Source organism: Halobacterium noricense (assembly GCF_021233435.1).
Taxonomy (GTDB): Archaea; Halobacteriota; Halobacteria; order Halobacteriales; family Halobacteriaceae; genus Halobacterium; species Halobacterium noricense.
Window position 1 is genome coordinate 1,673,720 of the sequence record NZ_CP089468.1, and the last position, 24,529, is coordinate 1,698,248.

General features: G+C 65.2%; 22 protein-coding genes. 11 read left to right on the forward strand and 11 right to left on the reverse strand.

The genetic code is table 11. The annotated features are described in order from the left end of the window. Positions 1-198 precede the first annotated feature (198 nt). From LT974_RS08775 to LT974_RS08790, 4 genes are read left to right on the forward strand one after another with little or no spacing between them, the layout of a single operon-like run. Complete coding sequence (locus LT974_RS08775) at positions 199-2,136, forward strand: 3-hydroxyacyl-CoA dehydrogenase/enoyl-CoA hydratase family protein (protein ID WP_232587299.1); 1,938 nt, start codon at positions 199-201, stop codon at positions 2,134-2,136. Beyond that, on the forward strand, positions 2,136-3,329 hold the full coding sequence (locus tag LT974_RS08780; RefSeq protein ID WP_232587300.1) for a thiolase C-terminal domain-containing protein: 1,194 nt from the start codon (positions 2,136-2,138) through the stop codon (positions 3,327-3,329). Before LT974_RS08775 ends, LT974_RS08780 begins: the two co-directional genes overlap by 1 nt. Further along, the gene (locus tag LT974_RS08785; protein WP_232587301.1) at positions 3,326-3,820 is read left to right on the forward strand and encodes a Zn-ribbon domain-containing OB-fold protein; all 495 of its coding nucleotides are present in this window, start codon (positions 3,326-3,328) and stop codon (positions 3,818-3,820) included. The genes LT974_RS08780 and LT974_RS08785 overlap by 4 nt, the downstream gene beginning before the upstream one ends. Before the next feature lie 2 nt (positions 3,821-3,822). Next, complete coding sequence (locus LT974_RS08790) at positions 3,823-5,457, forward strand: long-chain fatty acid--CoA ligase (RefSeq protein WP_408611716.1); 1,635 nt, start codon at positions 3,823-3,825, stop codon at positions 5,455-5,457. A 6-nt stretch (positions 5,458-5,463) separates the two neighbouring features. Here LT974_RS08790 and LT974_RS08795 read toward each other — a convergent pair whose 3' ends face one another. Both LT974_RS08795 and LT974_RS08800 read right to left on the reverse strand, forming a co-directional pair. Next, positions 5,464-5,991, reverse strand: coding sequence for a winged helix-turn-helix domain-containing protein (locus LT974_RS08795; RefSeq protein WP_232587303.1), 528 nt, complete (start codon positions 5,989-5,991; stop codon positions 5,464-5,466). 76 nt (positions 5,992-6,067) lie between these two features. Further along, positions 6,068-6,532, reverse strand: coding sequence for a pyridoxamine 5'-phosphate oxidase family protein (locus tag LT974_RS08800; RefSeq protein ID WP_232587304.1), 465 nt, complete (start codon positions 6,530-6,532; stop codon positions 6,068-6,070). A gap of 142 nt (positions 6,533-6,674) precedes the next feature. Between LT974_RS08800 and LT974_RS08805 the strand changes: the two genes are divergently transcribed. Together LT974_RS08805 and LT974_RS08810 are read left to right on the forward strand one after the other, a co-directional pair. After that, a complete protein-coding gene (locus tag LT974_RS08805; protein ID WP_232587305.1) occupies positions 6,675-7,913 on the forward strand; it encodes an FAD-dependent monooxygenase in 1,239 nt (412 codons plus the stop codon). An 849-nt stretch (positions 7,914-8,762) separates the two neighbouring features. Further along, a complete protein-coding gene (locus tag LT974_RS08810; RefSeq protein ID WP_232587306.1) occupies positions 8,763-9,722 on the forward strand; it encodes a VOC family protein in 960 nt (319 codons plus the stop codon). Between the two features lie 27 nt (positions 9,723-9,749). On the opposite strand, the gene LT974_RS08815 is transcribed toward LT974_RS08810, so the two are convergent. Then, positions 9,750-10,709 carry an amidohydrolase family protein gene (locus LT974_RS08815; protein ID WP_232587307.1) on the reverse strand — a complete coding sequence of 320 codons (960 nt, stop codon included), beginning with the start codon at positions 10,707-10,709 and terminating at the stop codon, positions 9,750-9,752. A gap of 104 nt (positions 10,710-10,813) precedes the next feature. Here LT974_RS08815 and LT974_RS08820 point away from each other — a divergent pair, with 104 nt between their 5' ends. Continuing rightward, complete coding sequence (locus tag LT974_RS08820) at positions 10,814-11,191, forward strand: VOC family protein (protein WP_232587308.1); 378 nt, start codon at positions 10,814-10,816, stop codon at positions 11,189-11,191. Here LT974_RS08820 and dmpG read toward each other — a convergent pair whose 3' ends face one another. From dmpG to LT974_RS08835, 3 genes are all read right to left on the reverse strand, one after another. Then, a complete protein-coding gene (gene dmpG / locus LT974_RS08825) occupies positions 11,192-12,220 on the reverse strand; it encodes a 4-hydroxy-2-oxovalerate aldolase (protein WP_232587309.1) in 1,029 nt (342 codons plus the stop codon). Next, on the reverse strand, positions 12,213-13,154 hold the full coding sequence (locus LT974_RS08830; RefSeq protein ID WP_232587310.1) for an acetaldehyde dehydrogenase (acetylating): 942 nt from the start codon (positions 13,152-13,154) through the stop codon (positions 12,213-12,215). Before LT974_RS08830 ends, dmpG begins: the two co-directional genes overlap by 8 nt. 117 nt (positions 13,155-13,271) lie before the next feature. Further along, positions 13,272-14,765, reverse strand: coding sequence for an aldehyde dehydrogenase family protein (locus LT974_RS08835; RefSeq protein WP_232587311.1), 1,494 nt, complete (start codon positions 14,763-14,765; stop codon positions 13,272-13,274). A 105-nt stretch (positions 14,766-14,870) separates the two neighbouring features. Between LT974_RS08835 and LT974_RS08840 the strand changes: the two genes are divergently transcribed. After that, complete coding sequence (locus LT974_RS08840; RefSeq protein ID WP_232587312.1) at positions 14,871-15,653, forward strand: 2-keto-4-pentenoate hydratase; 783 nt, start codon at positions 14,871-14,873, stop codon at positions 15,651-15,653. Between the two features lie 10 nt (positions 15,654-15,663). On the opposite strand, the gene LT974_RS08845 is transcribed toward LT974_RS08840, so the two are convergent. The 3 genes from LT974_RS08845 to rdfA form a co-directional block, all read right to left on the reverse strand. Next, positions 15,664-16,425: an IclR family transcriptional regulator gene (locus LT974_RS08845; RefSeq protein ID WP_232587313.1), complete on the reverse strand. Its 762-nt coding sequence runs from the start codon at positions 16,423-16,425 to the stop codon at positions 15,664-15,666. A 255-nt stretch (positions 16,426-16,680) separates the two neighbouring features. Next, positions 16,681-17,466, reverse strand: a complete 786-nt coding sequence (locus LT974_RS08850) for a 2-keto-4-pentenoate hydratase (protein WP_232587314.1) — start codon at positions 17,464-17,466, stop codon at positions 16,681-16,683. Positions 17,467-17,612: 146 nt separating this feature from the next. Continuing rightward, a complete protein-coding gene (rdfA, locus tag LT974_RS08855; protein ID WP_232587315.1) occupies positions 17,613-18,233 on the reverse strand; it encodes a rod-determining factor RdfA in 621 nt (206 codons plus the stop codon). 633 nt (positions 18,234-18,866) lie between these two features. On the opposite strand from rdfA, the gene lhgO reads away from it, so the two are divergent. The 3 genes from lhgO (at position 18,867) to LT974_RS08870 (ending at position 22,181) form a co-directional block, all read left to right on the forward strand. Further along, positions 18,867-20,069: an L-2-hydroxyglutarate oxidase gene (lhgO, locus tag LT974_RS08860; protein ID WP_232587316.1), complete on the forward strand. Its 1,203-nt coding sequence runs from the start codon at positions 18,867-18,869 to the stop codon at positions 20,067-20,069. A gap of 41 nt (positions 20,070-20,110) precedes the next feature. Continuing rightward, on the forward strand, positions 20,111-20,464 hold the full coding sequence (locus LT974_RS08865) for a cupin domain-containing protein (RefSeq protein ID WP_232587317.1): 354 nt from the start codon (positions 20,111-20,113) through the stop codon (positions 20,462-20,464). Between the two features lie 244 nt (positions 20,465-20,708). Continuing rightward, a complete protein-coding gene (locus LT974_RS08870; RefSeq protein WP_232587318.1) occupies positions 20,709-22,181 on the forward strand; it encodes an acetyl-CoA hydrolase/transferase C-terminal domain-containing protein in 1,473 nt (490 codons plus the stop codon). An 83-nt stretch (positions 22,182-22,264) separates the two neighbouring features. Here LT974_RS08870 and LT974_RS08875 read toward each other — a convergent pair whose 3' ends face one another. Together LT974_RS08875 and LT974_RS08880 are read right to left on the reverse strand one after the other, a co-directional pair. Next, entirely contained in the window at positions 22,265-22,507 is a 243-nt protein-coding gene (locus LT974_RS08875; RefSeq protein ID WP_232587319.1) for a hypothetical protein, read from the reverse strand. Beyond that, positions 22,504-24,495 carry a TRAP transporter permease gene (locus LT974_RS08880; RefSeq protein ID WP_232587320.1) on the reverse strand — a complete coding sequence of 664 codons (1,992 nt, stop codon included), beginning with the start codon at positions 24,493-24,495 and terminating at the stop codon, positions 22,504-22,506. Before LT974_RS08880 ends, LT974_RS08875 begins: the two co-directional genes overlap by 4 nt. Positions 24,496-24,529 lie beyond the last annotated feature (34 nt).

The window sequence follows — 24,529 nt, forward strand, 5'->3', positions numbered from 1 at the left end:
GGAGCGCGGTCGTTGGTCGATTTGTGGTCGGTCGGATTGCAGGTGTGAACGCGTCGAGAGCGCATGTCGCGGAATTCGACGACCCGGCATGCAAAGCTTTGGGAGTGCGCGCACCGCATCAGTAGTTAACTAAAATGGGCATATCACGAAACAGAATAACCGACACTTTAAATATCGAGGTTAACTTGTACTCGAACGATGGGAGAAAGTGACATACAGCGCGTGACCGTGCTCGGCGCGGGAAGCATGGGCCACGGCATCGCGGAAATCGCAGCCGTCGCGGGCTACGACGTCGTGCTCCGCGACGTCGAACGCGAGTACGTCGACGACGGCCTCGAACAGATCGAGTGGAGCCTCGGCAAACTCGAAGAGAAGGGCCGCATCGGCGAGACGGCCGACGACGTGCGCGCCCGCATCGAGGGCGCAGTCGACCTCGAAACCGCCACCGAATCGGCGGACCTCGTCGTCGAGGCGATTCCCGAAGACCTCGACCTCAAGAAGGACACCTTCGCCGAAGTCGACGACTACGCCCCCGACCACGCGATTCTCGCGTCGAACACCTCCGGGCTCAGTATCACCGCCATCGGCGCGGCGACCGACCGACCCGAACAGGTCGTCGGCGCGCACTTCTTCAACCCGCCCGTGAAGATGGACCTCGTGGAGGTCGTTCACGGCGAGGAGACCAGCGAGGCGACGCTCGAGGCCATCCACGCGTTCGTCGACGACCTCGACAAGCGCGCCATCGACGTCAAGCGCGACGTCCACGGCTTCATCGTGAACAACGTGATGCTGCCGTTCATCGAGGAGGCCGCGTGGATGCTCGGCGACGACGAGACGACGGTTCAGCAGGCCGACGCCGCGATGGTCTACCAGCGCGGCTACCCGATGGGCCCGTTCGAACTCGCTGACTACACGGGCATCGACATCGCCTCCCACTTCCGCGAGGGCACGGACCTCGACTCCCCGCCGGCAATCGCGGAGAAGGTCGAGAACGAGAACCTCGGGAAGAAGACGGGGCAGGGCTTCTACGACTGGGAAGCCGAGGGGCCGAACTACGAGCCCGGCGACGGCGAAGACTTCGACTGGCTGCGCGTGGAGGCACGAATGGTCAACGAGGCCGCGAAGCTCGTCGGCGGCGACGTCGCCACACCCGACGACGTGGACCTCGGGAGCCGCCTCGGCGCGCGCTTCCCCGAGGGCGTCTGCCGGCTCGGCGACCAAATCGGCCTCGACAAGGTGCTCGACAAACTCCAGACGCTCCACGAGGAAACGGGCTCGGAACGCTTCGCGCCCGCGGACTACCTCGTCGAACTCGTGAACGCCGGCCACACGGGCGTGGACGCCGGTCGCGGGTTCCACGATTACGCCGGTGACGGTCCCTACCAGTACATCAACAAGGAACTCACCGAACGCGGCGTCCTCGAAATCGAGTTCGACCGCCCGGAGCGCCTGAACGCGTTCTCCGAGACGATGTTCGGCGAGGTCGAGGAGGCGCTCGACAACGCCGACACCGACGAGGTGTCCTGCGTGGTCTTCTCCGGCGCGGGGCAGGCGTTCAGCTCCGGCGCGGACATCACGGCCTTCATGGCCGCCGAACCGACGGAACTGATGGACGTCGACGAGACGATTCAGGCCATCGACCAGTTCGAGCGTCCGACGCTCGCGCGCATCGACGGCTTCTGTCTGGGCGCGGGCTTCGAAATCGCGCTCGCGTGCGACCTCCGCATCGCCACCGAGGACTCCTCGCTGGGCGCGCCCGAAATCAACCTCGGGCTCATCCCGGGCGGCGGCGGCACGCAGCGGCTCACGCGCATCGTCGGCGAGGGCCGCGCGAAGGAGTTGGTCTTCCGCGGCGAGCAGATTTCCGCCGAGCGCGCCGCCGACTGGGGGCTGCTCAACCGCGCGGTGCCCGAAGACGAATTCGACGACGTCGTCGGCGAGTTCGTCGACGACCTCGCTGACGGGCCGAAGACGGCGCTGAAAGTCGCCAAGCGCGTCATCGACGACGGACAGGACGCCAGCCTGCAGGCCGGCCTCGACTCCGAGAGCCAGGCGTTCGGGCTGCTGACGACGACCGAGGACATGGTCGAGGGCGTCACGGCGTTCCGTGACGACCGCGAACCGGAGTTCGAGTGATGCCCCGGAACGCTGCAATCGTCGGCGGCGGGCACGCGGACTGGGGCAAGCGCGAAGCGACGTGGAAAGACCTCGCCCAGGAGGCCGGGAAGGCTACCTTCGACGACGTGGACGGTCTCGGGCCCGACGACGTCGAGGGCCTGTTCGTGGGCGCGGTCCAGCCCGAACGGTTCGCGTTCCAGAGCCACGTCGCACCGCTGGCCGCGGAGCTGCTGGGCGTGAACGCCTCGAAGATGATCGCCCGGACGGAGCTGGCGTGCGCGAGCGGGCAGGCCGCGCTACGGTACGCGTGGCTCGCCATCGCCGCGGGCCAACTCGACGTCGCACTCGTGCTGGGCGTCGAGAAGATGAACCTCGGCGACGAGTACATGGGGGAGATGCAAGCGAGCATGACGAACGTGCTCGACCGCGAGTTCGACGGCGTCAACGGCCTGAACGCGCCGTCGTTCTTCTCGATGTACGCCCAGCGGCACATGCACGAGTACGACACCACGCGCGAGCAGCTCGCGAAGGTGAGCGTGAAGAACAAGCGCCACGCCGCGAACAACCCGTACGCGCAGTTCCAGCAGGACATCGACGTCGACGACGTGCTGGATTCGTACCCGGTCGCACCGCCGCTGTGCCTGCTGGACTGCAGCGGCATCACGGACGGTGCCGCCGGCCTCCTGCTCGTCAGCGAGGAGAAGGCCCGCGAACTCACGGACACCGCGGCGTACGTCACGGGCAGCGGGCAGTCCTGCATGGCGAGCAACTCCATCAACAACCTCCCGTCGATGTCAGCGTGGCCGCAGGCCACGCAGGCGGCGGAGACGGCCTACGAGCAGGCGGGTATCGACGACCCCGTCGAGGAGTTGGACGTCGCGGAAGTCCACGACTGCTTCTCCGTCAGCGAAATCATCGAGTACGAGGACCTCGGCTGGGTACAGAAGGGCGAGGGCGGCCAGTTCATCGAGGACGGCCGCAGCGAGCTCGACGGCGACATCGCCGTGAATCCCAGGGGCGGCCTCCTGGGCTGTGGACACCCGCTCGGCGCGACCGGCGTCTCGCAGGCGCTGGAGGTGTACAAGCAGTTCACCGGCGAGGTGGAGTCCGCCCGCCAGGTGCCGGACAGCCCCGAGACCGGGCTCATCCACAACCTCAGCGGCAGCGGCTCCGTCCACAGCGTGATGACCCTCGCGAGGGACCCACAATGACAGACACCGACGACGAGGTGCCCCGGCGCACCGTCACGATTCCGAAACGCATCGAACTGCCGCGCCTGCTGGACTTCTACGACCTGCAGGACGCCGAACACACGCGTATCCACGAGTTCTACGACCGACTCCGCGAGGGGTCGCTGTCCACGACGCAGTGCGCCGACTGCGGGGAACTGCACTTTCCGCCCCGGGTGGTCTGCCCGGAGTGTACGAGCGACGACCTCGAATACGTCTCGCTGCCCCACGAGGGGACGCTGCACGCGTTCTCGACGGTCCGCGGGAGCCCAATCGGGATGGACACGCCGTTCGTCACGGGCGTCGTGGACCTCGACGGCGTGGACGTGCAGTTGTCCGCGCGCATCGACGGCGCGGAGTACGACGACCTCGCCATCGGCGACCCGGTGTCGCTGGTGGTCACGGAAATCGACGGTCCAACGGACCAGCAACGGGTATTTTACCGCTTCGAGCCACGGGGTGACACACGATGACGATGGACTACGACCTGACGATAACGACGTTCCTGGAGCGCGCCCGCGACCTCTTCGCCCACAAGGAGATCGTGACCGCGCTCCCGGACGGCAGCACGCACCGCTACACGTACGGCGACGCCTACGAGCGTATCAGCCAGCTCGCGCACGCTCTGGACGACTACGGGATGGCACCCGGGGAGCGCTCGGGCGTGATGGCGCTCAACCACTTCCGGCACTACGAACTGTACTTCGGGCCGTCCTGTAGCGAGCGCTCCATCCACATGGTGAACCACCGGCTGCCCGAGCACCACCTCGTGAAGATAATCAACGAGGCCGGGGACCGGCTGCTCTTCCTCGACCCGCAGTTCGTCGACACCATCGAACCCATCGCGGACGAACTCGACACCGTCGAGCAGTACGTCGTGCTCGGCGACGAGGACGACATCCCGGAGACGAGCCTCGAACCCGTGACGGACTACGAGTCGTTCATCGCGGGCTACGAGACGGACTACGACTGGCCGGACGTCGACGAGGAGGCCGAGAGCGCGCTCTGTTACACGTCCGGGACGACGGGCCTCCCGAAGGGCGTTCAGTACACCCACCGCGGCCAGTTCCTCCACACGATGATGCACAGCCACGTGGACGTCTTCGGCGTCAGCGAGTCCGACGTGGTGATGCCGGTCGTGCCGATGTTCCACGTCAACGGCTGGGGGTTCCCGTACACGACGACGTTCACGGGCGCGAAAATTGTGCTGCCGAACCAGCACACCGACCCGGACGAACTCCTTCCGATGATAGAAGACGAGGACGTCACGATTGCGGCCGCCGTCCCCACCGTCTGGATGGAGGCCGACCGCATCATCGAGGAGTCCGACGACCTCGGCCCCGACGTCTTGGAGGCGCTTCAGGACGTGCTCATCGGCGGGAGTTCGCCGCCGGAGTCGCTCATCCGGAAATTCGACGAGGTGTACGAAGCCCCCATCGGGCAGGGCTACGGGATGACCGAAGCCTCTCCACATCTCGCGAACACGCTGATGACGACCGAAGTCAAGCAGCTGCCGGAGGACGAACAGGACCGCCTCCGCATGAAGGCGGGGGTGCCTGCGCCGGGCGTGAAGATTCGGCTGCGCGACGAAGATGGTAACCAAGTGCCCCACGACGGCGAGACGCCGGGCGAGGTGCAGGCGCGCGCGCCGTGGCTCGCGGACGAGTACTACAAGCGCCCCGAGGCCTCGGAGGCGTCGTGGACCGAGGACGGCTACTTCCGGAGCGGCGACGTCGCCACCATCGACGAGTACGGCTACATCGACGTGGTCGACCGCCTCGACGACGTCATCAAGAGCGGCGGCGAGTGGATCTCCTCCATCGAGTTGGAGAACGCGCTCATCGGCCACGAGGGCGTCGAGGAAGCGTCCGTCATCGGTGTGCCCCACGAGAAGTGGCAGGAACGCCCGGTCGCGTACGTCGTGACGAACGGGGACGTGACTACCGACGACCTCCGCGAGCACCTGCTCGACCAGTTCCCGAAGTGGTGGCTGCCGGACCGCTTCGAGTTCGTCGAGGAAGTGCCGAAGACGTCCACCGGGAAGTTCGACAAGCTCGCACTCACCGAGGAGTTCGAGGAGCGGTACGGCTCGCTGCCGATCGAGGAGTAGCCCTCGCTACAGCGTCGTTCCGTTCTCAGCGTCGAGGTTGTCGAAGAGGTCGGGGCTCGCGCCGAACTCCAAGACGTTCGTCATCACCGACGTGCGGACGTTCAGCACGGTCTTGCCGTGGTTCTTGTAGAACTCGTGGAGCCAGCGCTCGCCGACCTCTCGCGTGGGGAACAGCATGATGGACTTCCACTGGTACTCGCCGTCCGAGAGGAAGTACATCAGCGTGTGCTCGGAGTCGCGGATGTGTTCCATCGTCTCTCGCCACTCGTCGGCGAAGTACTCGGGGTTGAACTTGAACTCGAACAGCTCGAAGACGAAGTACTCCTCGTTGGGGACGATGGCTTCGCGGAACACGCCGGCTTCGCGCATGTTGCGGATGGACTCGTTGACGGTGACGTAGGAAACGTCGATGCCGTATTCGTCTTCGAGAATGTCCGCGAGGTCCCGCGAGGAGACCCCGGGGTCTTTGGCGAGCTCTCGGAGGATGACCACGTCGCGGTCCTTGAAGTCGTACGCCGGTGTGTCGTTGGCCATACCGGGTTGTCACTCCAAACGATGTTAAGATTCGTGTTTGCCGCGCGACGCGTGAACCCGGAAATGGGTTTGAGAGTTAGGCGTCGTGGCCCTGCCCCTTCTGTCCGGTCAGTTCTTCGGGGACGAGCCGGTAACGGGGCTGGTCGGTGATGGGCTCGCCGTGCGGGAACAGGCTCGCAAACTGCGCGTTCTCGAACATCGTCTCGGTGACGTCGTCGGTCTCGTCTGCCGAAACCGCCTCGATGGGGCCGCGCGCGACGACGCTGCGCCAGTGGTGCTCGTCCTCGAAGTTGTACGTCGAGAACGTCGCTCGCTCCGTGGTAGCGGCGTAGTCCAGTTTCTCGCTGCCCTCGCCGAACTGGAGCAGGATGAAGTAGAGGTGGTCGCCGTCCCACCCGAACGAAATCGGGAAGCCGTAGGCGACGTCCTCGCTAGCCAGCGAGAGCACGCCGATGCCGCGCTCCCGGAGGAATTCGTCGCGTTCGGTCTCGTCCATGGCGACGCCACGCAGGGGTCGGTCGCTCGTCTCTGGTGCTGCCATACGAACACGCTAGGGTACGGGGGCGAAGAAATTCGGTGCGAACATATTCGTGACCCGAAGCTAGTCGTGTACTGTTCACTATTGGTCCGTGTTATCGAGCAGGGAAACATCTATACCCCCGTTCCACGTTGGTTGTAATACGATGAGCGGCTCAGAAGCTCAAGTAGACGTGCCCGTCGTCGTCGCCGGAGCGGGGCCGACCGGCATGACGACCGCGCTCGCGTTGCACGCAAGAGGCGTCGACGTCACCATCCTCGAAGCCGACCCCAAGGACCGAGAGCGGCCCGGCAGCCGGGCCATCTACGTCCACAAGGACACGCTTCGCACGCTGGAGAACGCGTCGCCCGGCCTCGGCCACCGGCTGGTCGACAACGGCATGATTTGGTCGACGCGACGGACGCTGTTCCGCGGGACGGAAGTGTTCGAACGCACCTACCCCGACCCCGGCGGCGACGGCGACCTCCCGCACTTCACCAGCATCCCCCAGGTCTGGACGGAAAAGTACATGCTCGACGCCATCGAGGACGCGGGCATCGACGTTCACTGGGGCGACGGCGTCGAAACCGTCGACGCCGGCGAGGACGTCGTCCGCGTCGAAACCGAGAGCGGCGAGGAGTACCACGCCGAGTACGTCGTCGGCGCGGACGGCGCAGGCTCGACGGTCCGCAAGGAAATCGGCGGCCAGTTCGACGGCACCGAGTCCGAGAACTCCTTTATCATCGCGGACATCGACGAGTTCGACGACGAGGACGAGCAGCTGTTCCAGGAACGCGTATTCCACTACGACCACCCGCGCGTGGACGGCCGCAACGTCCTGCTGGTGCCGTTCCAGGGCGGTTGGCGCGTCGACATCCAGTGCAAGGAAGACGACAATCCCCAGCAGATGACCGAGGACGAGGAGATTAGCGAACTCGTCGCGAAGACGCTGGGCGAGCGCTACCGCGACCGCGTCGAGTGGGTCTCCCAGTACAAGTTCAAGCAGGTCATCGCCGACCGGATGGTCGACGACGAGAACCGCGTGCTGCTCGCCGGGGAGTCCGGCCACCTGTTCGCGCCGTTCGGCGCGCGCGGGATGAACTCCGGCGTCGCCGACGCCGAGGCCGCCGCCAGCGCCATCACGGTCGCGCTGAACGCGGACGTCGAGGAAGCGCGAGCCGCCGAAATCACGCAGTACGGCATCACGCGCCTGAAGGCCGCGAGGTACAACAAGAACGCCGCCGGGCAGGCCCTCGAATACCTGCAGGGCGACAGCTCCGTCACGCGAGCGAAGAAGTGGCTCGCCGCGAAGGCCGCACCGTACTACGAGCCCGCCGGCGAGTGGCTCGACGACGCGCCGTACGGCCCGCACGGCGGGCCGCCGGTGACCGTCGGACAGTACTGAGCGGCCCACACGGGCCGAACGAGGCACAGCCGGTTCTGCGGCTCTTCGATTTTCCGTTTTGAGCGCGAACAGCGTCACGCTCGCCCCGTGAACGCGGGTTTGAGTGCTTTTACGCTGGTATTCCCTCTAGCCGAACAGTTCTGATGGCTGGGGAAGAATGACTTCGGCTACGTCACGCGTCTACGTATACAGGCCGAGATGCGCGTATTCGTCCGTTTTGGCTCGAATGACGAGCAGCCGTGCGTGTTCAGTCCCGCGAGCGAACGGGATCTATTTATTAGTGCTCGAAGATGCGTTCGGTGGCACAGAACGGAGTTCGACTACTCTGGTAGTGCGGAGTGTGAAGAGATTAACGGGCGTATATCGGCTGCTAAATCGATTTCGTGTCTGTGGCCGAAGCGTGGAAACGACCGCCCACGAGGAGCACTCGTCCGCGGTGGGGTCGGTCGTCCCCACTTCGACTCGTGTCCGGTTCGGTAACGACGCACGAGGCCAGCGGTTCCAGTTCCACTCGCGGATGAGACTCACAAAAGGATATCTATTCGATGTTTTTGTAAAGGGAATAAAATTCAAGGGATGATTCGAGGTCGTTCGTTGTCAGGGAACGGGACTGGCTGTAATGTAGAATGTACACTCAATCTCACAGCCACTACTGAGATGCCGTGTTGAGCAAAGAGTGTAATCCGATTCGCGGCGGCAGCTCCCTGGGCGAGAGAATCACCCAAACGTATATCACGGTCGATGAGACAGTTGCTTGTGACCGCGGATGAGCCACGCGACCCATGCGGACAGAGACACGAGTGTAGCCTGCAATCGACCAACAACCCCGCACGCGCTCGGAGGGCGTCGATGACCCGTACTGGCGCACCCATCGCGAAGCTCGGGCACGTCGTCGCGCACACGCCGGACATCGAGGAGTCCATCTGGTTCTTCCGGGACGTGCTCGGCTTCAAGCTCACGGAGCGAACCGACGACGGCGCGTACTTCCGGGGGCTGCGCGACTGGGAGCATCACACGCTAGCGGTCCTCGACACCGGGAAGACGGGCGTCGACCACATCGCGTTTCGGACGTCCAGCCCCGAAGCGCTCGACGAGCTGGCCGAGCAGTTCGAGGCGGCCGGCGACGACGTAACGTACGTCGAAGCCGGCGAGGAGCCCGGGCAGGGCGAGGCGATTCGCGTCGAGAAGTTCGGCCACCCCTACGAGTTCTACTACGACGTCGAGAAGCCCAACGCGCCCAAAGAGGAGCGGTCCCGGCTGAAGAACCGCGTGTACAGTGAGGCCGCGCGGAGCCGCGTCGCGCCCCGGCGCATCGACCACACGCACGTCCAGGACTCCGTCTCGCCGGCGCACGCCGAGTGGCTGCAGGACGTGCTCGGCTTCCAAGTGAACGAACAGTACCGGACGAACGACGACGAACTCTGGGGGTGGTGGTTCTCCGTGACGCCGCTGCCCCACGACATCGCCATCCACCGGCTGCCGGAGGGTGAGTCGCCGATGTTCGACCACGTCTCGTACCACCTCGACAGCCTCCAGGACCTCTGGGAGGCCGCGAGCGTGCTCGCCGAGCACGGCATCGAGCCCGACGGCGGCCCGGGCAAGCACGCGATTACGAGCGCGGACTTCCTCTACGTCTCGGACCCCGCCAGCGGGCTCTGCATCGAGTTCTTCGCGGGGCCGGGCTACCTCAACTTCGAGCCCGACTGGGAGCCCATCGAATGGACCGAGGACGAAATCGGCGGCGAGACCAGCCACCAGTGGATCGGAGAGGGTCCCGGCTGGGAAGGACTCGCGTACCCCGACGAATAAGCGGCCGGCTTCGGATTTTCGCGGCAGCTACGACACGAGGTCGCGGAGGTTCCCGGCGAGCAGTTTCTCGCGCGCGTTCGCGCCGAGGTCCATCTCGTCGACCGCGAGGAGTTCGTTCTCGATGCCGGCGCGGCCGCGGCCCGGGCCGAACGGGTAGTCGGTCCCCCAGACGAGGTTGTCGCCGAAGAGGTCGTGGGCGCACTCGTAGGTCGGCACGGAGCCGCCGACAGCGGTGTCGGCGTGGAAGGACGCGAACTCCTCGCTGGGCGGCTGGTCGAAGTCGGGCAGTTCGGTGTCCGCGTAGTTCTCGGGGTACTGCTGGCGGGTCTCGTAGAAGCCGTCGATGCGGCCGCGGTAGTACGGCACCATGCCGCCGCCGTGGTGGGAGACGAGGTCGAAGTCGTGGCGCTGGGTGGTGCCCGCGAACACGAGCCGGGAGAGCGCCAGTGTCGTGTCGAAGGGCCACCCGAACAGGCGGTGTTCCATGTACTCGCTGGCCCAGTCGTACCACTCGTGGAGCTGTGGGTGCATCCACAGCGGCGTGTCAGTCTGGTCGGCCTTCGCGAACAGCGGGTCGAAGCGCGGCCGGTCGAGGGGTTCGCCCTCGATGGTGGAGAAAATCTGGATGCCCGCCATGTCGAGGTCCTCGACGCAGCGGTCGAACTCCGCCATGAAGTCGTCGTCGACGAACGGAATCGTGCCGACGGGGATGAACTCGTCGGGGTGTTCGTCGGCGAGCCGGCGAATCTCGTCGTTGGCAAGTCTCGTGAGTTCGAGGGCATCCGCGCGGTCCATCTCCCGCCACAGCGGCGGCAACGCGATGGTGAGCACCTGCTTGTCGATGCCGTACTCGTCCATGTCGGTCAGGCGCTGTTCCACGTCCCAGAGGAACGACGGGTCGCCGGTCAGCCCGTTGAACGCGTAGTCGTCGAGCAGCGTCTCGTAGAACCGTTCGGTGAGTGCGTGCGTGTAGGCGTCGATTATCATAGTGTCGCGCTACGACAACACGGGACAGGCGGGGCCATAAAACTACCCTCGCAGCGGGCTGCGCGAAACGGGGACTTTATGTCGAATCCGTGGGAGCACGAGACATGGACGTGATTCACAGCGCGCTGTGGGTGTCGGACCTCGACCGAACGCTGTCGTTCTACGTGGACGAGCTCGGCCTGGAGAAGACCAACGAGTTCGTCAGCGGGGACGGCGCGACGAACGTCTACGTCGCCGGCGACAACGGCGTCGAGATCCAGTTCAAACACCACCCCGACCACGACGTCGACGTGGACCCGTCCGGGTTCGACCACGTCGCGCTCGGCGTCGAGGACACGGACGCGACGACCGAGCGCCTCGTGGAGGAGGTCGGCTGCACGCTGCGCCGCGGGCCGTTGACCTCGGAGGGCGCGAACGCGCGCGTCGCGTTCATCGAGGACCCGGACGGCTACGGCATCGAACTGGTCGAAGAGCTCGAGTAGTCAGTCGTCCGCTTCTGCCGCGCCTTCGCTGGCGAGCCGGTCGGCGACGTCCGTGATGAGGTCTTCCTGGCCGCCGACGACTTCCATCTCCCCGAGTTCCACGAGGATGTCGCGGGGGTCGACGCCATACTGTTCGCCGGCGCGCCGGGCGTGCCGGAGGAACGACGAGTAGACGCCCGCGTACCCCAACAGTAGCGAGTCGTTGTCCAGCTCGGGCATCGTGTCGTCGTCGAGCATCGGCAACAGGACGTCCTCGGCGGCGTCCATCACGCCGTAGAGGTCCGGGCCGACGTCGTAGCCCGCGCGGTCCAGCGCGCCAACGAGGACCTCCATCTGAGCGTTTCCGGAGCCCGCGCCGAGCCCGCGAAGGCAGCCGTCGACGGTGACCGCGCCCTCGTCGAGCGCTGCGAGCGTGTTCCCGATGGCGAGCCCGAGGTTGTTGTGCGCGTGGAACCCGACGTCGATGTCGAGTTCGTCGGTGAGCAGGCCGACGCGGTCGCGGACGTCCTGCGGGAGGAGCGCACCCGCCGAATCCATCACGTAGACGGCTTCTGCGCCGTACTCCGCCATGAGTTGGGCCTGTTCGAGCACTGTCTCGGGCGGTGCCATGTGCGAGAGCATCAGCAGGCCGTTGGCCTCCAGCCCGCGCTCGGTGACGTACTCGAAGTGCTCCTCGGAGATGTCGGCTTCCGTGACGTGCGTGGCGATGCGACAGATGTCGGCGCCGTGGTCGGCGGCGAGGTCGATGTGTTCGACTGTGCCGATGCCGGGCAGCAACAACACCGAGAGTTCGGTATCCGTGAGTTCGGGCGCGACGGCTTCGAGATACGCCTCGGTGTCCGCCGCGGAGACGCCGTAGTTGATGGACGACCCACCCATGCCGTCGCCGTGCGAGACTTCCACGACGTCCATCTCGGCGGCGTCGAGCGCGCTCGCGACGTCGGCCATCTGGGCGGGCGTGAACTGGTGGTCGACGGCGTGCATGCCGTCCCGCAGCGTCATGTCCACGAGCCGCGGCGAGTCAGTCATCCGTCTCACCTCCGACGGCGGCGACTTCAGTTGGTTGGGCGGCGATGCGTTCGGCGGTGCCGAGTGCGGCGCTGGTCATGATGTCGAGGTTACCCGCGTACGGCGGGAGGTGGTGGCCTTCGCCTTCGACTTCCAGTTGCGTCGTGAGGATGCGCGAGCCGTCGAGGTCGAAGCCGACGTCGTCGCTGTCCTTGACGGCGGGTTCGAGCGTGACCTCGTAGCCGGGGACGTAGGACCGAATCTCGTCGGCGATGCGCGCGACCGAGTCGCGGACGGCGTCGACGTCGGCGGTGTCCGGGACCTTCGTGTGAACGGTGTTGCGCATCATAATCGGCGGCTCCGCGGGGTTGAGCGTGATGATGGCTTTCCCCTCGTCCGCGCCACCGACGACTTCGAGCCCGGCAGCGGTCGTCTGCGTGAATTTGTCGATGTTCTGCCGGGTGCCGGGGCCGGCGCTCTTCGACGCGATGTGTGAGACCATCTCCGCGTACTCGACGTCCGCGACGCGGTCGACCGCGTGGACGATGGGGATGGTCGCTTGGCCGCCGCACGTGACCATGTTGACGTTGCGTGTCTCCCCAACCACGTCGTCGAGGTTCACCACCGGCACCGCGTACGGCCCGACCGCCGCGGGCGTGAGGTCGATGGCGAACAGCCCGAGGTCGTCGTAGACGGGGGCCTGTTGCTCGTGGACGTGCGCGCTCGTCGCGTCGAAGACGAGGTCGAACTCCTCGGCGTGGTCGCGGACGCTGTCGATACCCTCCGTGCCGACGTCGATGCCTTCCTCGACGGCGGCTTGGAGGCCGTCGGACTCCCCGACGGGGAAGATGCCGATCATCCGTTCGAGGTCGATGGAGTCGCTGCGGTCCAGTATCTTGTACATCAGATCGGTCCCGATGTTGCCGGGGCCGACGATGGCTGCGCTAACACCCATGCCAGCAGTCAGCACGGACAGCCAGTTAAAGTTACGGGTAGTCAGACCGCCAAATTCCCGATACAGACGGCTCGGCGTGGCGGATTTCGGCTAGCGACTGTGGAGCGCGTGTTCCGGTCAGAACGGGTACTGCCGGGACTCGCGCTGCACCGACGTCCACTTCAGTTCGGTGAACTCCTGGAGAATCCAGTCGCCGTTGTAGCGACCCATCCCGGAGTCCTTCTTCCCGCCGAACGGCACGTGGGGTTCGACGTTGACCGTCTGGTCGTTGACGTGCATCATCCCGACCTCGATTTGGTCGGCGACGTCGCGGGCACGCCCGCGGTCCGCGGAGTGGACGGAGCCCGCGAGCCCGTATTCGGTGGCGTTCGCGAGTTCGATGGCCTCCTCGTCACTGCTGAACGGGATGATGGGTGCGACCGGGCCGAAGTGCTCGTTGCACGCCGCGGTCATGTCGTTGGTGACGCCGGTGAGGACGGTAGGTTCCACGAACAGGCCGTCGTAGTCGCCGCCGGTTTCGAGGGTTGCGCCCTCCTCGACGGTGCGCTCGACGTAGTCGACGATTTGGTCGCGCTGGGCCTCGTTGATGATGGGGCCGATGACCACGTCGTCGTCCAGCGGGTTGCCGACGGGGAGTTCGGCGGCGCGCTCGGCGAGGCGCTCGGCGTACTCGTCGTAGAGGGATTCGTGGACGAGGTGGCGGTTGATGGAGATGCAGACCTGCCCCTGGTTCCAGAACGAGCCGAAGACGCCGGCGTTCACCGCGTCGTCGAGGTCGGCATCCTCCAGCACGACGTGGGGGTTGTTGCCGCCGAGTTCCAGCGCCGGCAGCGCGAAGTGGTCGATGGCGTTCTGCCCGACGAGGCGACCGACCTCCGTCGAGCCCGTGAACGCGATGACGTCGCTGTCGGGGTGGGCTGCGGTGCGGTCGCCCGCAGTCGAACCCGGCCCGGTGACGACGTTCAACACGCCTTCAGGGAGCCCCGCCATCTCGAACAGCTTCGCGATGAGGAGGCCGCCCGTAATCGGCGTCTCGCCGGCGGGCTTGAGTACGACCGTGTTCCCGGTTGCGATGGCAGGCGCAACGGCGCGAATCGAGAGCTTCAGCGGGACGTTCCACGGCGAGATGACGCCGACCGTCCCGACGGGGTCGCGCTGGACGATGTTCTCCTTGCCGGGAATTTTGGACTGGTTGTGGCGGCCGGACATCCGGAACGCGAACGACGCGGCGTCGTGGACGAACGTGACGGCACCGCCGTGCTCGATGGCCTGCCGGGACGGCGCGCCGCCGCTCTCGATAGCGAGGAGGTCGCAGATTTCGTCCTCGTAGTCGTCGAGCAGTTGCGCGACTGTGCGGACGACGCGGGCGCGCTCGTCCGGCGTCGTGTTCGCCCACTCCTCCTGTGCGGCGGTCGCAGCCGCGTAAGCGTCGTCGACGTCGGCTTCTGTCCCCTCGGGTACCTCCGCGACGACTTCCCGGGTCGCCGGGTTCTCGACCGGCGTCACGTCGCCGTGCTCGGCGTCGCGCCACTCGCCGTCGATGTACAGTGCGTCCCAGTCCGCGTCGATGGATAGGTGCGTCTCTCGTGACGAACTCGTGTGCTGGCTCATGACTGCTTCACTCAGTGGTTCCGGCCGCGCCCACAAATACGTAGGGGTGTGTCACTTGATTGACTAACGATAGCGTTAAGTGTCGTTTCTCGGAATACGGCGTGTATGAGCTTAGACGAGTCCGAGCTACAGTCGTTCGCGGAGCAACTGTACGACGCGTGGGCCACGAAGACGCCCGTCGAGCCGATAACCAACGACACAGAGTTCGACACCGCCGACGCCTACGAGATTCAGTCCCGCGTGGTCGACCGCATCCTCGACGACGGCGACGAGATTGCGGGCCACAAACTCGGGCTCGTGAGCGCGGCCAAACAGGAACAGCTCGGCATCGACGAACCCATCTTCGGCTACTTCACCGAGGGCGGGATTCTGGACGAACCGGTCGTCCAGACCGACGACCTCATCGCACCGCGGCTGGAGGCCGAAATCGGCCTCGTGCTCGACGAGGACGTCCCAGCACCCGTCTCCGTGACGGACGTGCTCTCCGCGACCAGCGCCGTCGTTCCAGTCGTCGAGATTCTGGAGAGCCGGTTCGCGGGCTGGGAGATTCCGAGCGCACAGGACGTCATCGCTGACAATACGTCTGCGGGGAAGGTCATCGTCGGAGAAACCCACAGCGACGTGACCGACGTAGACCTCCGGATGGAGAGCGTCGTCGTCTCGAAGAACGGCGAGGTCGTCTCCTCGGGCACCGGTGCGGACATCATGGGCAACCCCGCGCGGGCCGTCGCGTGGCTCGGCGACCGCCTGGAAGACGTCGACGACGGCTTGGAAGCGGGTGAACTCGTGATGACGGGCGGCATCACCGCCGCCGACGACATGGAACCCGGCGACGTCTACCACGTCGAATTCGGAAACATCGGGTCCATCGACGTGCGCGCAGAATAGACCGAGAATCCTACTTGTACTTGATGTCGAGCGCGAGCTCGTTAGCCGTGCTCTGTACCTCGCCGATGATGTCCTCGTCGAAGCCGTCGGTGCCGAGGCGGTGCGTCGGCGCGGAGATGCTGATTGCGCCGAGGAGCTCGCCGTCGACGCGGACCGGTGCGCCGATGCACGCGAGGCTCTCGGTGCGCTCGCCGTGTTCGGTCGCGTACCCCTGCTCGCGGACGGTTTCGAGTTCCGCGAACAGCTCGTCGCGGTCGGTGGTCGTCTTCTCGGTGGCTGCGGGCAGGCCCCAGCGGTCGATAATCTCGTCGACGCGCTCGTCGGGGAGGTAGGCGAGAATCGCCTTCCCGATGGCGATGTTGTGGAGGGGAATCCGGTAGCCGACGTGGGTGTCGAGGTTCACCGCGTAGTCGCCGCGGGCTTGGTAGAGGTAGACGCCGCGGCCGTCCTCCTCGGTCATGAGGTTCGCCAGCATGTCCGTGTCCGCGGCTAACTGGTCGGCCTTCTCGCGGCCGAACTCGTACAGCGGCGTGCGGCTGCGGACGCGCCCGCCGAGCGTGAGGAACTCGAAGCTCAGACGGTACTCGTTGCCGCTCTTGACCACGTAGCCGTGCTCGCGGAGGGTGCTGAGGTGGTTGTGTATCGCGCCCTTCGTCATGTCGAGTTCGGCTTCGAGGTCGCGGATGCGCGCCCCGTCGGTGGCGTCGAGGTGCTCGACGACTGCCAGCGACTTCTCGGTCGTCCGCACCGGGTGATTGGCTTCTCGTTCCATGGACTCGCATACCACGGCCCGCCGTATAATTGTTTTCAATCCCAAAACGACTGAGTCGAGTGCAGACGCTCATCGCAGCCACAGCAGTCGCTCATCACCAGAGAATCGCTGTATAGCGGCCTCTTTCGAGGGCTTTCCGTTCGCGCTCGACCACAGGCAGTCGAAACAGCCCGAATCCGTTCGTCATCCTGGCCGAATTCGCTCGACATCCAAACCACGGCGTTTAGCAAGAGAAAACGGGAAGTAATCGGCGGCCTACTGGTCGCCGACGCGAGCGTGCATCGAGCCCAGCGTCGTGAACTCCACGCCGAGCACGTCGCCGGGTTCGACGTCGACCGCAGGTGTGAGCGAGCCACTCAACACGATGTGGCCGGGTTCGAGGGTCGCGTCGAGGTCAGCGAGCGTGTTCGCGAGCCACGCCACCGAGCGCGCCGGGTGGTCGAGGACCGCAGCGCCAACACCGGATGCCGCAAGTTCGCCGTTCCGGTGGAGCTTGACGCCCTCCAGCGAGAGGTCGCGGCCGTCGACGTCGTGGACGGCTTCGCCCGTGAGGTACAGCGCCGAGGAGGCGTTGTCCGCGATGGTGTCCTCGATTTGGATGTTCCAGTCGCGCACGCGGCTGTCGATGATTTCGAGGACGGGAACGACGCTGCGCGTCGCCTCGAGCACGTCGAGATACGAGACCGGCGGGTCGAGGCGTTCGCCGACGAGGAACGCGATTTCGGGTTCGACGCGCGGCGCGACGAGTTCGTCGGTCGGAATCGTCGCCTCCTCCACGAACATGGTGTCGAGCAGCCGGCCGAAGTCCGGTTCGTCGACGCCGAGTTGCTCCTGGATGGCGTCGCTGGTCAGCCCGACCTTGTGGCCGACCACTTCCGCGCCGTCGGCGAGTCGCCGGTCGACGAGCCGGGACTGGACGTCGTAGGCGTCCTCGATAGTGAGGTCGTACTCGTCGGTGAGCGGGTCGACGGGTGACTGCGATTCCAGCGCCTCGTACAGCGATTCAGCGAGTCGGTCGCGGGTCGCGTCGTCGAGTTGCACAGCGAGAACAGCCACCCGCACCGACAAATAGGTTCGGCCGCGCGCCGGGCCGTGCCGTGATCCGTACGTTTTCCTAATGAAAACGAAACGAGCTCGGAAATCAGCGCCATACCACCTCGAATAACAACGTTACCTCTGTTATCCATTTACGTCTCGTCACAGTCGCAGCCGCCCGCGGTGAGCAACTCGGAGACGCCGTACTGGGAGTCACACTCCGTGCAGAAGATGCGCACGTCGACCATCACACGGAACTCCCCGAGTTTCAGGTGGGACGTGTTCCGGAGCTGGTCGAGCTTCGTCTCGGTCACCGATACCAGCCGCCCGCGGAGCTTCTGGACGGCGTTCGAGACGGTGTCGAGGCGGTCGCCGGTGTCGCGTTCGTACTCCGCGCCGCGGTAGTCCTGGAGGTAGCTCCGCACAGCCTGATACGTCACCACGTCACCGGCCAGGTCGTCGATGTCGACGCCCTCTCGTTCGAGGCGGCGGCGAAGCTGGGTCTGCTCGGCGACACCCGTGCCGTCGCCGGTCAGCGAGCGAACGACGGTCTCGACCTCCGCCTCGGAGGGGTGCATTCCGGCCTCGTAGAGCCGTTCGCGAACGAGTTCGTGATTAAACTGCGTCGCGAGGTCCCGCAAGCTCCAGTGGTCCTCTCCCGTCGCCGTCCAGCGCGCCTCCAACTCCGCGCCAACGCCGTCGAGGTCGTACTCGTCGACGAGCCGCGCGACCTTACTTCGGCGGCCACCAGTGTCGTGCTCTGCGTCGCCCATACGTCCTGTACGCAATCGCGGACGGTTATACTTATTCCTGCGCGCCGACCTCACGGCGGTTCGAGATGGGTCGTCGTCGTACTCCGGATACCGACCCGGGGTCCAACAGTCGACATTCTCGGATGGGGCGTGATGTGTGACCAAACACTCCAACTATTCGATATCATAGATATACGTAATCATAGTCATCTAGTGATAAATTATTAGATATGGATTCGAATACCAAGATTGTGCAAAATATGCGGATAATACAATCTTATTAGTGTCTTCGATGGTGTATAGCAATAGAATCACACTTATTTCCCATAGTATCTTCCTAAACACGTATCCCTTATCGAGAACTGTTAGCAGCGGAACAGTCATCGTGAATCTTCGGCCGATATTCCTCTCGTATGCTGTATTCTCCTATTTTCTTCACCCTGATCCGGGATGGGTCGTCGGTGTATTAATATAGACCTATAAATTTCCAAACTACCATATATATCTGGTACGTTTCGGCGTCGGGGCTTCCCCGAGATGGCCGAATCGAGCCGGCGGTGTGCGCTCGTCGACGCACGCTCGCTATCTGTCGCCGAACTGTAGGGAGCACCACCTATAAACAGTCGCCGCCTGAACCCGTGTGACGAGCTACTAATGATGCGTCACGACGTCGCCATCGTGGGCGGCGGCTGCGTCGGGCTGTCGGTCGCGAAACACCTCGCTGAGGAGACCGACCTCGACGTCGCCGTCCTAGAGAAAGAGCACCACCTTGCGGCCCACCAGAGCGGGCGGAACTCGGGCGTCCTCCACCCCGGATTCAACTACCCACCGGACTCGAAGAAGGCGCAGTTCGCTACGGAGGGGACCGCCCGAATGAAGGCGTACTGTGCCGAACACGACATCCCCTGTGAGGAACTGGGCGTGCTCGTGGTAGCACAGGACGACAGCGAGGAAGCGCGCCTCGAGGAGCTCGCCGAGCAGGCCGAAGCCAACGGCGTCGAGTACGAACTCCTCGACTCGCAGGCGGACATTCAGGCGCACGAGCCACACGCAGTCGGACAGGCGGCACTCTACGCGCCCGAGGCTGCGTCCGTCGACTCCCAGCAGTACGTCTACGAGCTCGCAAAGGAAGTCCAGGAGGCCGGCGTGTCGCTGTACACTGGCTACGAGGTCACGGAAATCGACCACGCCGCGGACGGCTACTCTCTCGCGACGAGCAACGGCCGCTTCGAAGTGTCGTACCTGGTCAACGCCGCTGGCCTGCACGCAGACACGCTTGCGCACCAGGTTGGCGTCGGCGAACAGTACCAGGTTGTTCCCTTCCGCGGGGAGTACTACGAGGTCCGACCGGAACGCGCGGAGCTCTGCCAGACGATGATTTACCCGACGCCCGACCCCGAACTCCCGTTCCTGGGCGTCCACTACACGCGACGAGCGGACGGGAAAGTCATCGTCGGGCCGAACGCAGTGCTGGCGTTCGGCCGCGAGGCCTACGACAACACCGACGTGAACCCCCGTGACCTCTACGAGACGCTCACGTACGAGGGGTTCCGGAAGCTGTTGTCCTCGAAGATGATGGTGAAGGTCGCGTGGAACGAACTGAACAAGTCCTACCGCAAGGAGAAGTTCACGGCGGCCTCCCAGCGGCTCGTCCCCGAGGTACGCGCCGAAGACCTCCACAAGAGCTACGCCGGTATCCGCGCCCAGCTCGTCAGCGACGACGGCGAACTCGTCAAAGACCCGCTGTTCGTCGAGCGCGACGACGCCGTTCACATCCTCAACGCGGTCTCTCCGGGATTCACCTCCTCGCTGCCGTTCGGCGAACACATCGCCGAGGTGCTCGCCGAGAAGGTGTAGCCGACCCCGGGAGTTACGTCGTCACCCGACCAGAAGCCAGTATGGAACCACCCGAGAACCTCACTGTCGGCTCGTGGGACGACCCGTTCCTCGTCGAGGAAGCCTACGACGGTATCGAGCGGCGCGTACTCTGCTTCGACGACGAGACGATGCAGGTCCACTACACCGTCGACGAAGGCGCAGTCTTCCCCGAGCACAGCCACGAGGAGACCAAGCAGACCGTCTACGTCGTCAGCGGCGCGGTCGAACTGTTCGGCGACCGTGAGACCGTGCTGGAGGCAGGGGACTCGTTCATCGTCGGGCCGGGTGTCCGCCACGGTGTCCGCGGCGTCGCCGAGGAGTCACAGCTCCTAGATACGTTCACGCCACGAATCGAGGCGTACGCACAGACGTAGCCAGTCTCGCGGGCGAATCGCTCGCCGTCCCGCTGTCCGCGACCCGACGCTTTATTACCGCAGCGGTAGAACCTCCGGCACGACGAGCGACGAGTAGCACGCGGGACGGACTGCACTCCGACACCGCGTGTCGCCACTCACAGACTATGCAAGGTCTCAGGAACCGCGGCCGGTGGGCGGCCGCCACAGACGGCTGTATCGCGTCGAACGACCGACCTCGGTGGCCGGACGAACGAGGAGGCCGATGACGTCCAGCCCGGACGAGCAGCCGGTCGAAGGGCGACTCCACGGTGATGTACCGATAGTCGACGTGGAAGCCGCCGCCGCGTCCATCGACGCGGACGCGACGGTGCTCACGAGCGGCTTCGGGAGCGTCGGCTACCCGAAGGCGATTCCGCTAGCGCTGGCGGACTCCGAGCGCGACCTTTCGCTGACCGTCGTTCACAGCGGGAACGTCGGCGACGAAATCGACGTCGACCTCGTGGAAGCCGGGGCAATCGAGCGGCGGTTCTCCTACCAGTCCTCCCGGGTCGCCCGCGAGGCGACGAATCGCCGAGAAATCGCGTTCAGCGACCGGAACGCCTCCTCCATCGGCGACGAAGTACAGCACGGCGGCCTCGTCGACCCGGACGTCGCGGTCGTCGAAGCCGTCGCGGTGGGCGAGGGATGGTTCGTTCCGTCGACGTCGCTCGGCCAAGTACCCGCGTTCGTGGAAGCCGCCGACCGGCTGTACGTGGAGTTGAACCGCCGGCAACCGCTCGAACTGCAGTCACTACACGACATCTATCGGCCGGACGCGCCGCCGAACCGGGAGCCGGTTCCGCTCACCGACCCCGGCGAGCGCATCGGCACCACGTACGTCAGCTTCGACCCAGCGAAGCTCGCGGGCGTCGTCGAAACGGACGTCGCGGACTCGACGTACACGTTCCGCGACCCGACCGACGACGACCTCTCAATCGCCGAGAACCTCGGGAAGTTTCTCGACGCGGAGATGGAGCGCTCGCCGGTGTTCGAGGACGCGATCCACCTCCAGTTCGGCGTCGGGTCGCTCGGGAACGCGCTGATGGGCGAACTGAAGGAGCTGGACTTCGGCGACCGCGACGTCGTCTACTTCGGCGAACTCATCCAGGACGGCTTGCTGGACATGCTCGACGACGGCCAGCTGGAGTGCGCCAGCGCCACGTCGATGGCGCTCACTGACGAGGGCCAACAGCGGCTCTTCGACGACGTCGAGCGGTACGCCGAGGACGTCGTGCTCCGGCCGGCGGACGTCTCGAACCACCCGGGCGTCATCGACCAGTTCGGCGTCGTCGGCGTCAACAGCGCCATCGAGGTCGACGTCTACGGCAACGTCAATTCGACGCACGTCGGCGGCAAGCGGATGATAAACGGCGTCGGCGGCTCCGCGGACTTCAACCGGAACTCCCTGGTCACGGTCTGCGCGCTCCCGTCGACGCTGAACGGCGGCGACGTCTCCCGCATCGTCCCGATGGCGTTCCACGTCGACCACACCGAACACGACGTCGACGTGTTCGTCACCGAACAGGGCGTCGCGGACGTCCGCGGGCGCTCGCCGGTCGAGCGCGCGGAACTGATAATCGAGCACTGCGCACACCCGGAGTTCGCGCCGGAGCTGCGCTCGTACCTCGACGACGTGCGCGAGCAGGACAACCACATCCCACACGACGTCCAGCGCGCCGCGGAGTGGCACGAGTAGCGCTCGGTGGACGCCCCTTTCTGCGGTGGAAGCAGTAGCGAGAAGCGCCGCGGACGAGTGCCGGAAGAAGCAGTCGGGCGGGCCTACAGGCTGATGCCGCCGCCGTAGAAGTAGAGGTACACCCACCAGACGTAGCCGACGGCCAGCGCGATGGCCGTCAGAATCTCTAACGCCGTGACGTAGGTGTCGCCGTGTGTCTCCCGGAACGACTGAATCCGCTCTATCTGTCGCCAGACCGGCATCAGCGGCTCCGGAACGACTTCGTCGAGGCCGCCGACGTCGGACGTGTCGACCTGGTCTTCGGGGGCTTCCCTGCTCGGGCTCATTGTTTCACCTCCTTAGTGAACGGAAGGTCGAGACCACGGACCATCACCTTCTCGGCGACGAAGACGGCGACGAAGACGGCGATTCCGGCGAGCTTCGCGAGCGCCATCGGGTACGCCATGATGAGAACGCCGAGCACCGCGAGCGCGGTCCGGGTGAGCAGCAGGCGTCCGAGGGACAGTTCGAACGGGTAGTTCAGGCCGTAGATGATGGAGATAGCGCCCATCACCACCATGAAGCCGACCCAGAGCGTCCCGAGCCCCGGGGACATCGAAATCATCGCGGGGTTGTAGACGAACGCGATGGGGAGCACGAACAGCGGCGCAGCGATTTTCAGCGCCGCCCCGCAGGTCCGCCAGAAGTTCGCTTCCGCGATGCCAGCGGCGACGACGGCCGCTGTCGCCACCGGTGGCGTGATGCCCGCCAGGATGGCGGCGTAGAACATCGTGTAGTGAGCCGTGATCTGTGCGACACCGAACTCGGAGACGAACGTCGGCACGATGAGGATAGCCACGATGACGTATGCGGCCACCGTCGGCATCCCGACACCCATCACGATGGCGACGGCCATACCGAGCAGCACTGCGAACAGCAGAATGCCGCCGGAGAGGTTGATCATCAGCAGCGCAATCTTCGCGGGGACACCGGTCGTCGAGAACAGGTTCACGACGCCGCTGATGACCACGAGGATGATGGCGATGGGCGCGAGGATGATGGCGCCCCGGCGGAAGCCGTGAATCGTGTTCTTGACCTGCGTGACGAACTCCGAGACCGGTCCGGTGTCCGAGCCGTCTACGAGCCGCTGGAGCGGCGGCATCAGGACGCCCGTGAGAATCATCGCGAACACGGTGTACATCGCGGACGTCATCACCGTGAACTGGGCGAAGCCGAGGTAGTAGATGAGGACGCCGAACGGGATGCCGAAGCGGAGTGCTTCCGCGATTTTCTCGTTGCGCGAGAGTGGTTCGTCGAAGAACTCCGAGAACTCCATGTCCTGGTCGCTGGAGTCGCTAATCGCGGTGTAGTGGACCGCGATGGCGATGGACGCGACCAGAATCGCTGCGGGAACCAACCCCGCGACGACGATGTTGAGGTACGCGACGCCGAGGTACGACGCCATCACGAACGCGGAGGCACCCATGACCGGCGGGAGAACCTGTCCCGCAGTCGAGGCGACGGCTTCGATGCCGGCCGCGCGGTGGCCGGACATCCCGCTCTCTTGCATCGTCGGAATCGTGAACGACCCCGTCATCGCGGCGTTCGCCGTGTACGAGCCGTTGATGGAGCCGATGACCGCCGAGGAGAACACGGCCGTCTGTGCGACGCCCGACCGGATGCGTCCGGCCGCGACGATGGCGAGCCGGAGAATCAAGTCGAACGCACCGTACGCGAACAGCAGCCCGGCGTACAGGAGGAACGGCGCAATCCAGGACGCGGTCAGCTGTGTGAGTGAGCCGTAGAACCCGTACAGGTCCGTGACCGTCGCCTGTAGGAGGGTCAACTGGGACATTCCCGCGTGCCCGAGGACACCGGGAACGGCGTCGCCGAACATCGCGTACAGCATCACGCCGATGACGAGCCCCAGGAACAGGTTCCCGAACTCGCGCCACGTGAGGTACAGCAGCGAGATGATGATGAGCCGCGCGAGCATGTACTCGTGCTGGGCGGCGAAGCCCTGGCGCAGGAGGTAGACGGTCTCGAAGTTCAGGAAGAAGTAAAACGACGCCGTGATGAGCACGCCCGCCGCCGGGAGCAACACCAGGGCGTCTATCCAGCTCCCTTCCTCGAGTGATTCGCGCGTCTCGTTGAGGGCGTAGACCGTCATGATGCCGCCCACGAACAGGACAGCGTACTTGACTGTCGACCACGTCTGGGTGTAGGCCCACCAGAGGACGACGCCCCAGAACAGAACGGCGACGAGCGTGACGCTAAGGTCGAGGCCGCGTAGCCACCCAGTGGGACCAGTTTCTCGTTCGGATTGTGTATCCATGTGTTGGTGTGGTTTGCTTGTAGTAAAATATTGG

What these genes read in the sequence shown, in the direction of transcription:
- LT974_RS08775 (WP_232587299.1), top strand. Translation starts at nt 199, where the DNA reads ATGGGAGAAAGTGACATACAGCGCGTGACCGTGCTCGGCGCGGGAAGC.
- LT974_RS08780 (WP_232587300.1), top strand. Translation starts at nt 2,136, where the DNA reads ATGCCCCGGAACGCTGCAATCGTCGGCGGCGGGCACGCGGACTGGGGC.
- LT974_RS08785 (WP_232587301.1), top strand. Translation starts at nt 3,326, where the DNA reads ATGACAGACACCGACGACGAGGTGCCCCGGCGCACCGTCACGATTCCG.
- LT974_RS08790 (WP_408611716.1), top strand. Translation starts at nt 3,823, where the DNA reads ATGGACTACGACCTGACGATAACGACGTTCCTGGAGCGCGCCCGCGAC.
- LT974_RS08795 (WP_232587303.1), bottom strand. Translation starts at nt 5,991, where the DNA reads ATGGCCAACGACACACCGGCGTACGACTTCAAGGACCGCGACGTGGTC.
- LT974_RS08800 (WP_232587304.1), bottom strand. Translation starts at nt 6,532, where the DNA reads ATGGCAGCACCAGAGACGAGCGACCGACCCCTGCGTGGCGTCGCCATG.
- LT974_RS08805 (WP_232587305.1), top strand. Translation starts at nt 6,675, where the DNA reads ATGAGCGGCTCAGAAGCTCAAGTAGACGTGCCCGTCGTCGTCGCCGGA.
- LT974_RS08810 (WP_232587306.1), top strand. Translation starts at nt 8,763, where the DNA reads ATGACCCGTACTGGCGCACCCATCGCGAAGCTCGGGCACGTCGTCGCG.
- LT974_RS08815 (WP_232587307.1), bottom strand. Translation starts at nt 10,709, where the DNA reads ATGATAATCGACGCCTACACGCACGCACTCACCGAACGGTTCTACGAG.
- LT974_RS08820 (WP_232587308.1), top strand. Translation starts at nt 10,814, where the DNA reads ATGGACGTGATTCACAGCGCGCTGTGGGTGTCGGACCTCGACCGAACG.
- dmpG (WP_232587309.1), bottom strand. Translation starts at nt 12,220, where the DNA reads ATGACTGACTCGCCGCGGCTCGTGGACATGACGCTGCGGGACGGCATG.
- LT974_RS08830 (WP_232587310.1), bottom strand. Translation starts at nt 13,154, where the DNA reads ATGGGTGTTAGCGCAGCCATCGTCGGCCCCGGCAACATCGGGACCGAT.
- LT974_RS08835 (WP_232587311.1), bottom strand. Translation starts at nt 14,765, where the DNA reads ATGAGCCAGCACACGAGTTCGTCACGAGAGACGCACCTATCCATCGAC.
- LT974_RS08840 (WP_232587312.1), top strand. Translation starts at nt 14,871, where the DNA reads ATGAGCTTAGACGAGTCCGAGCTACAGTCGTTCGCGGAGCAACTGTAC.
- LT974_RS08845 (WP_232587313.1), bottom strand. Translation starts at nt 16,425, where the DNA reads ATGGAACGAGAAGCCAATCACCCGGTGCGGACGACCGAGAAGTCGCTG.
- rdfA (WP_232587315.1), bottom strand. Translation starts at nt 18,233, where the DNA reads ATGGGCGACGCAGAGCACGACACTGGTGGCCGCCGAAGTAAGGTCGCG.
- lhgO (WP_232587316.1), top strand. Translation starts at nt 18,867, where the DNA reads ATGATGCGTCACGACGTCGCCATCGTGGGCGGCGGCTGCGTCGGGCTG.
- LT974_RS08865 (WP_232587317.1), top strand. Translation starts at nt 20,111, where the DNA reads ATGGAACCACCCGAGAACCTCACTGTCGGCTCGTGGGACGACCCGTTC.
- LT974_RS08870 (WP_232587318.1), top strand. Translation starts at nt 20,709, where the DNA reads ATGACGTCCAGCCCGGACGAGCAGCCGGTCGAAGGGCGACTCCACGGT.
- LT974_RS08875 (WP_232587319.1), bottom strand. Translation starts at nt 22,507, where the DNA reads ATGAGCCCGAGCAGGGAAGCCCCCGAAGACCAGGTCGACACGTCCGAC.
- LT974_RS08880 (WP_232587320.1), bottom strand. Translation starts at nt 24,495, where the DNA reads ATGGATACACAATCCGAACGAGAAACTGGTCCCACTGGGTGGCTACGC.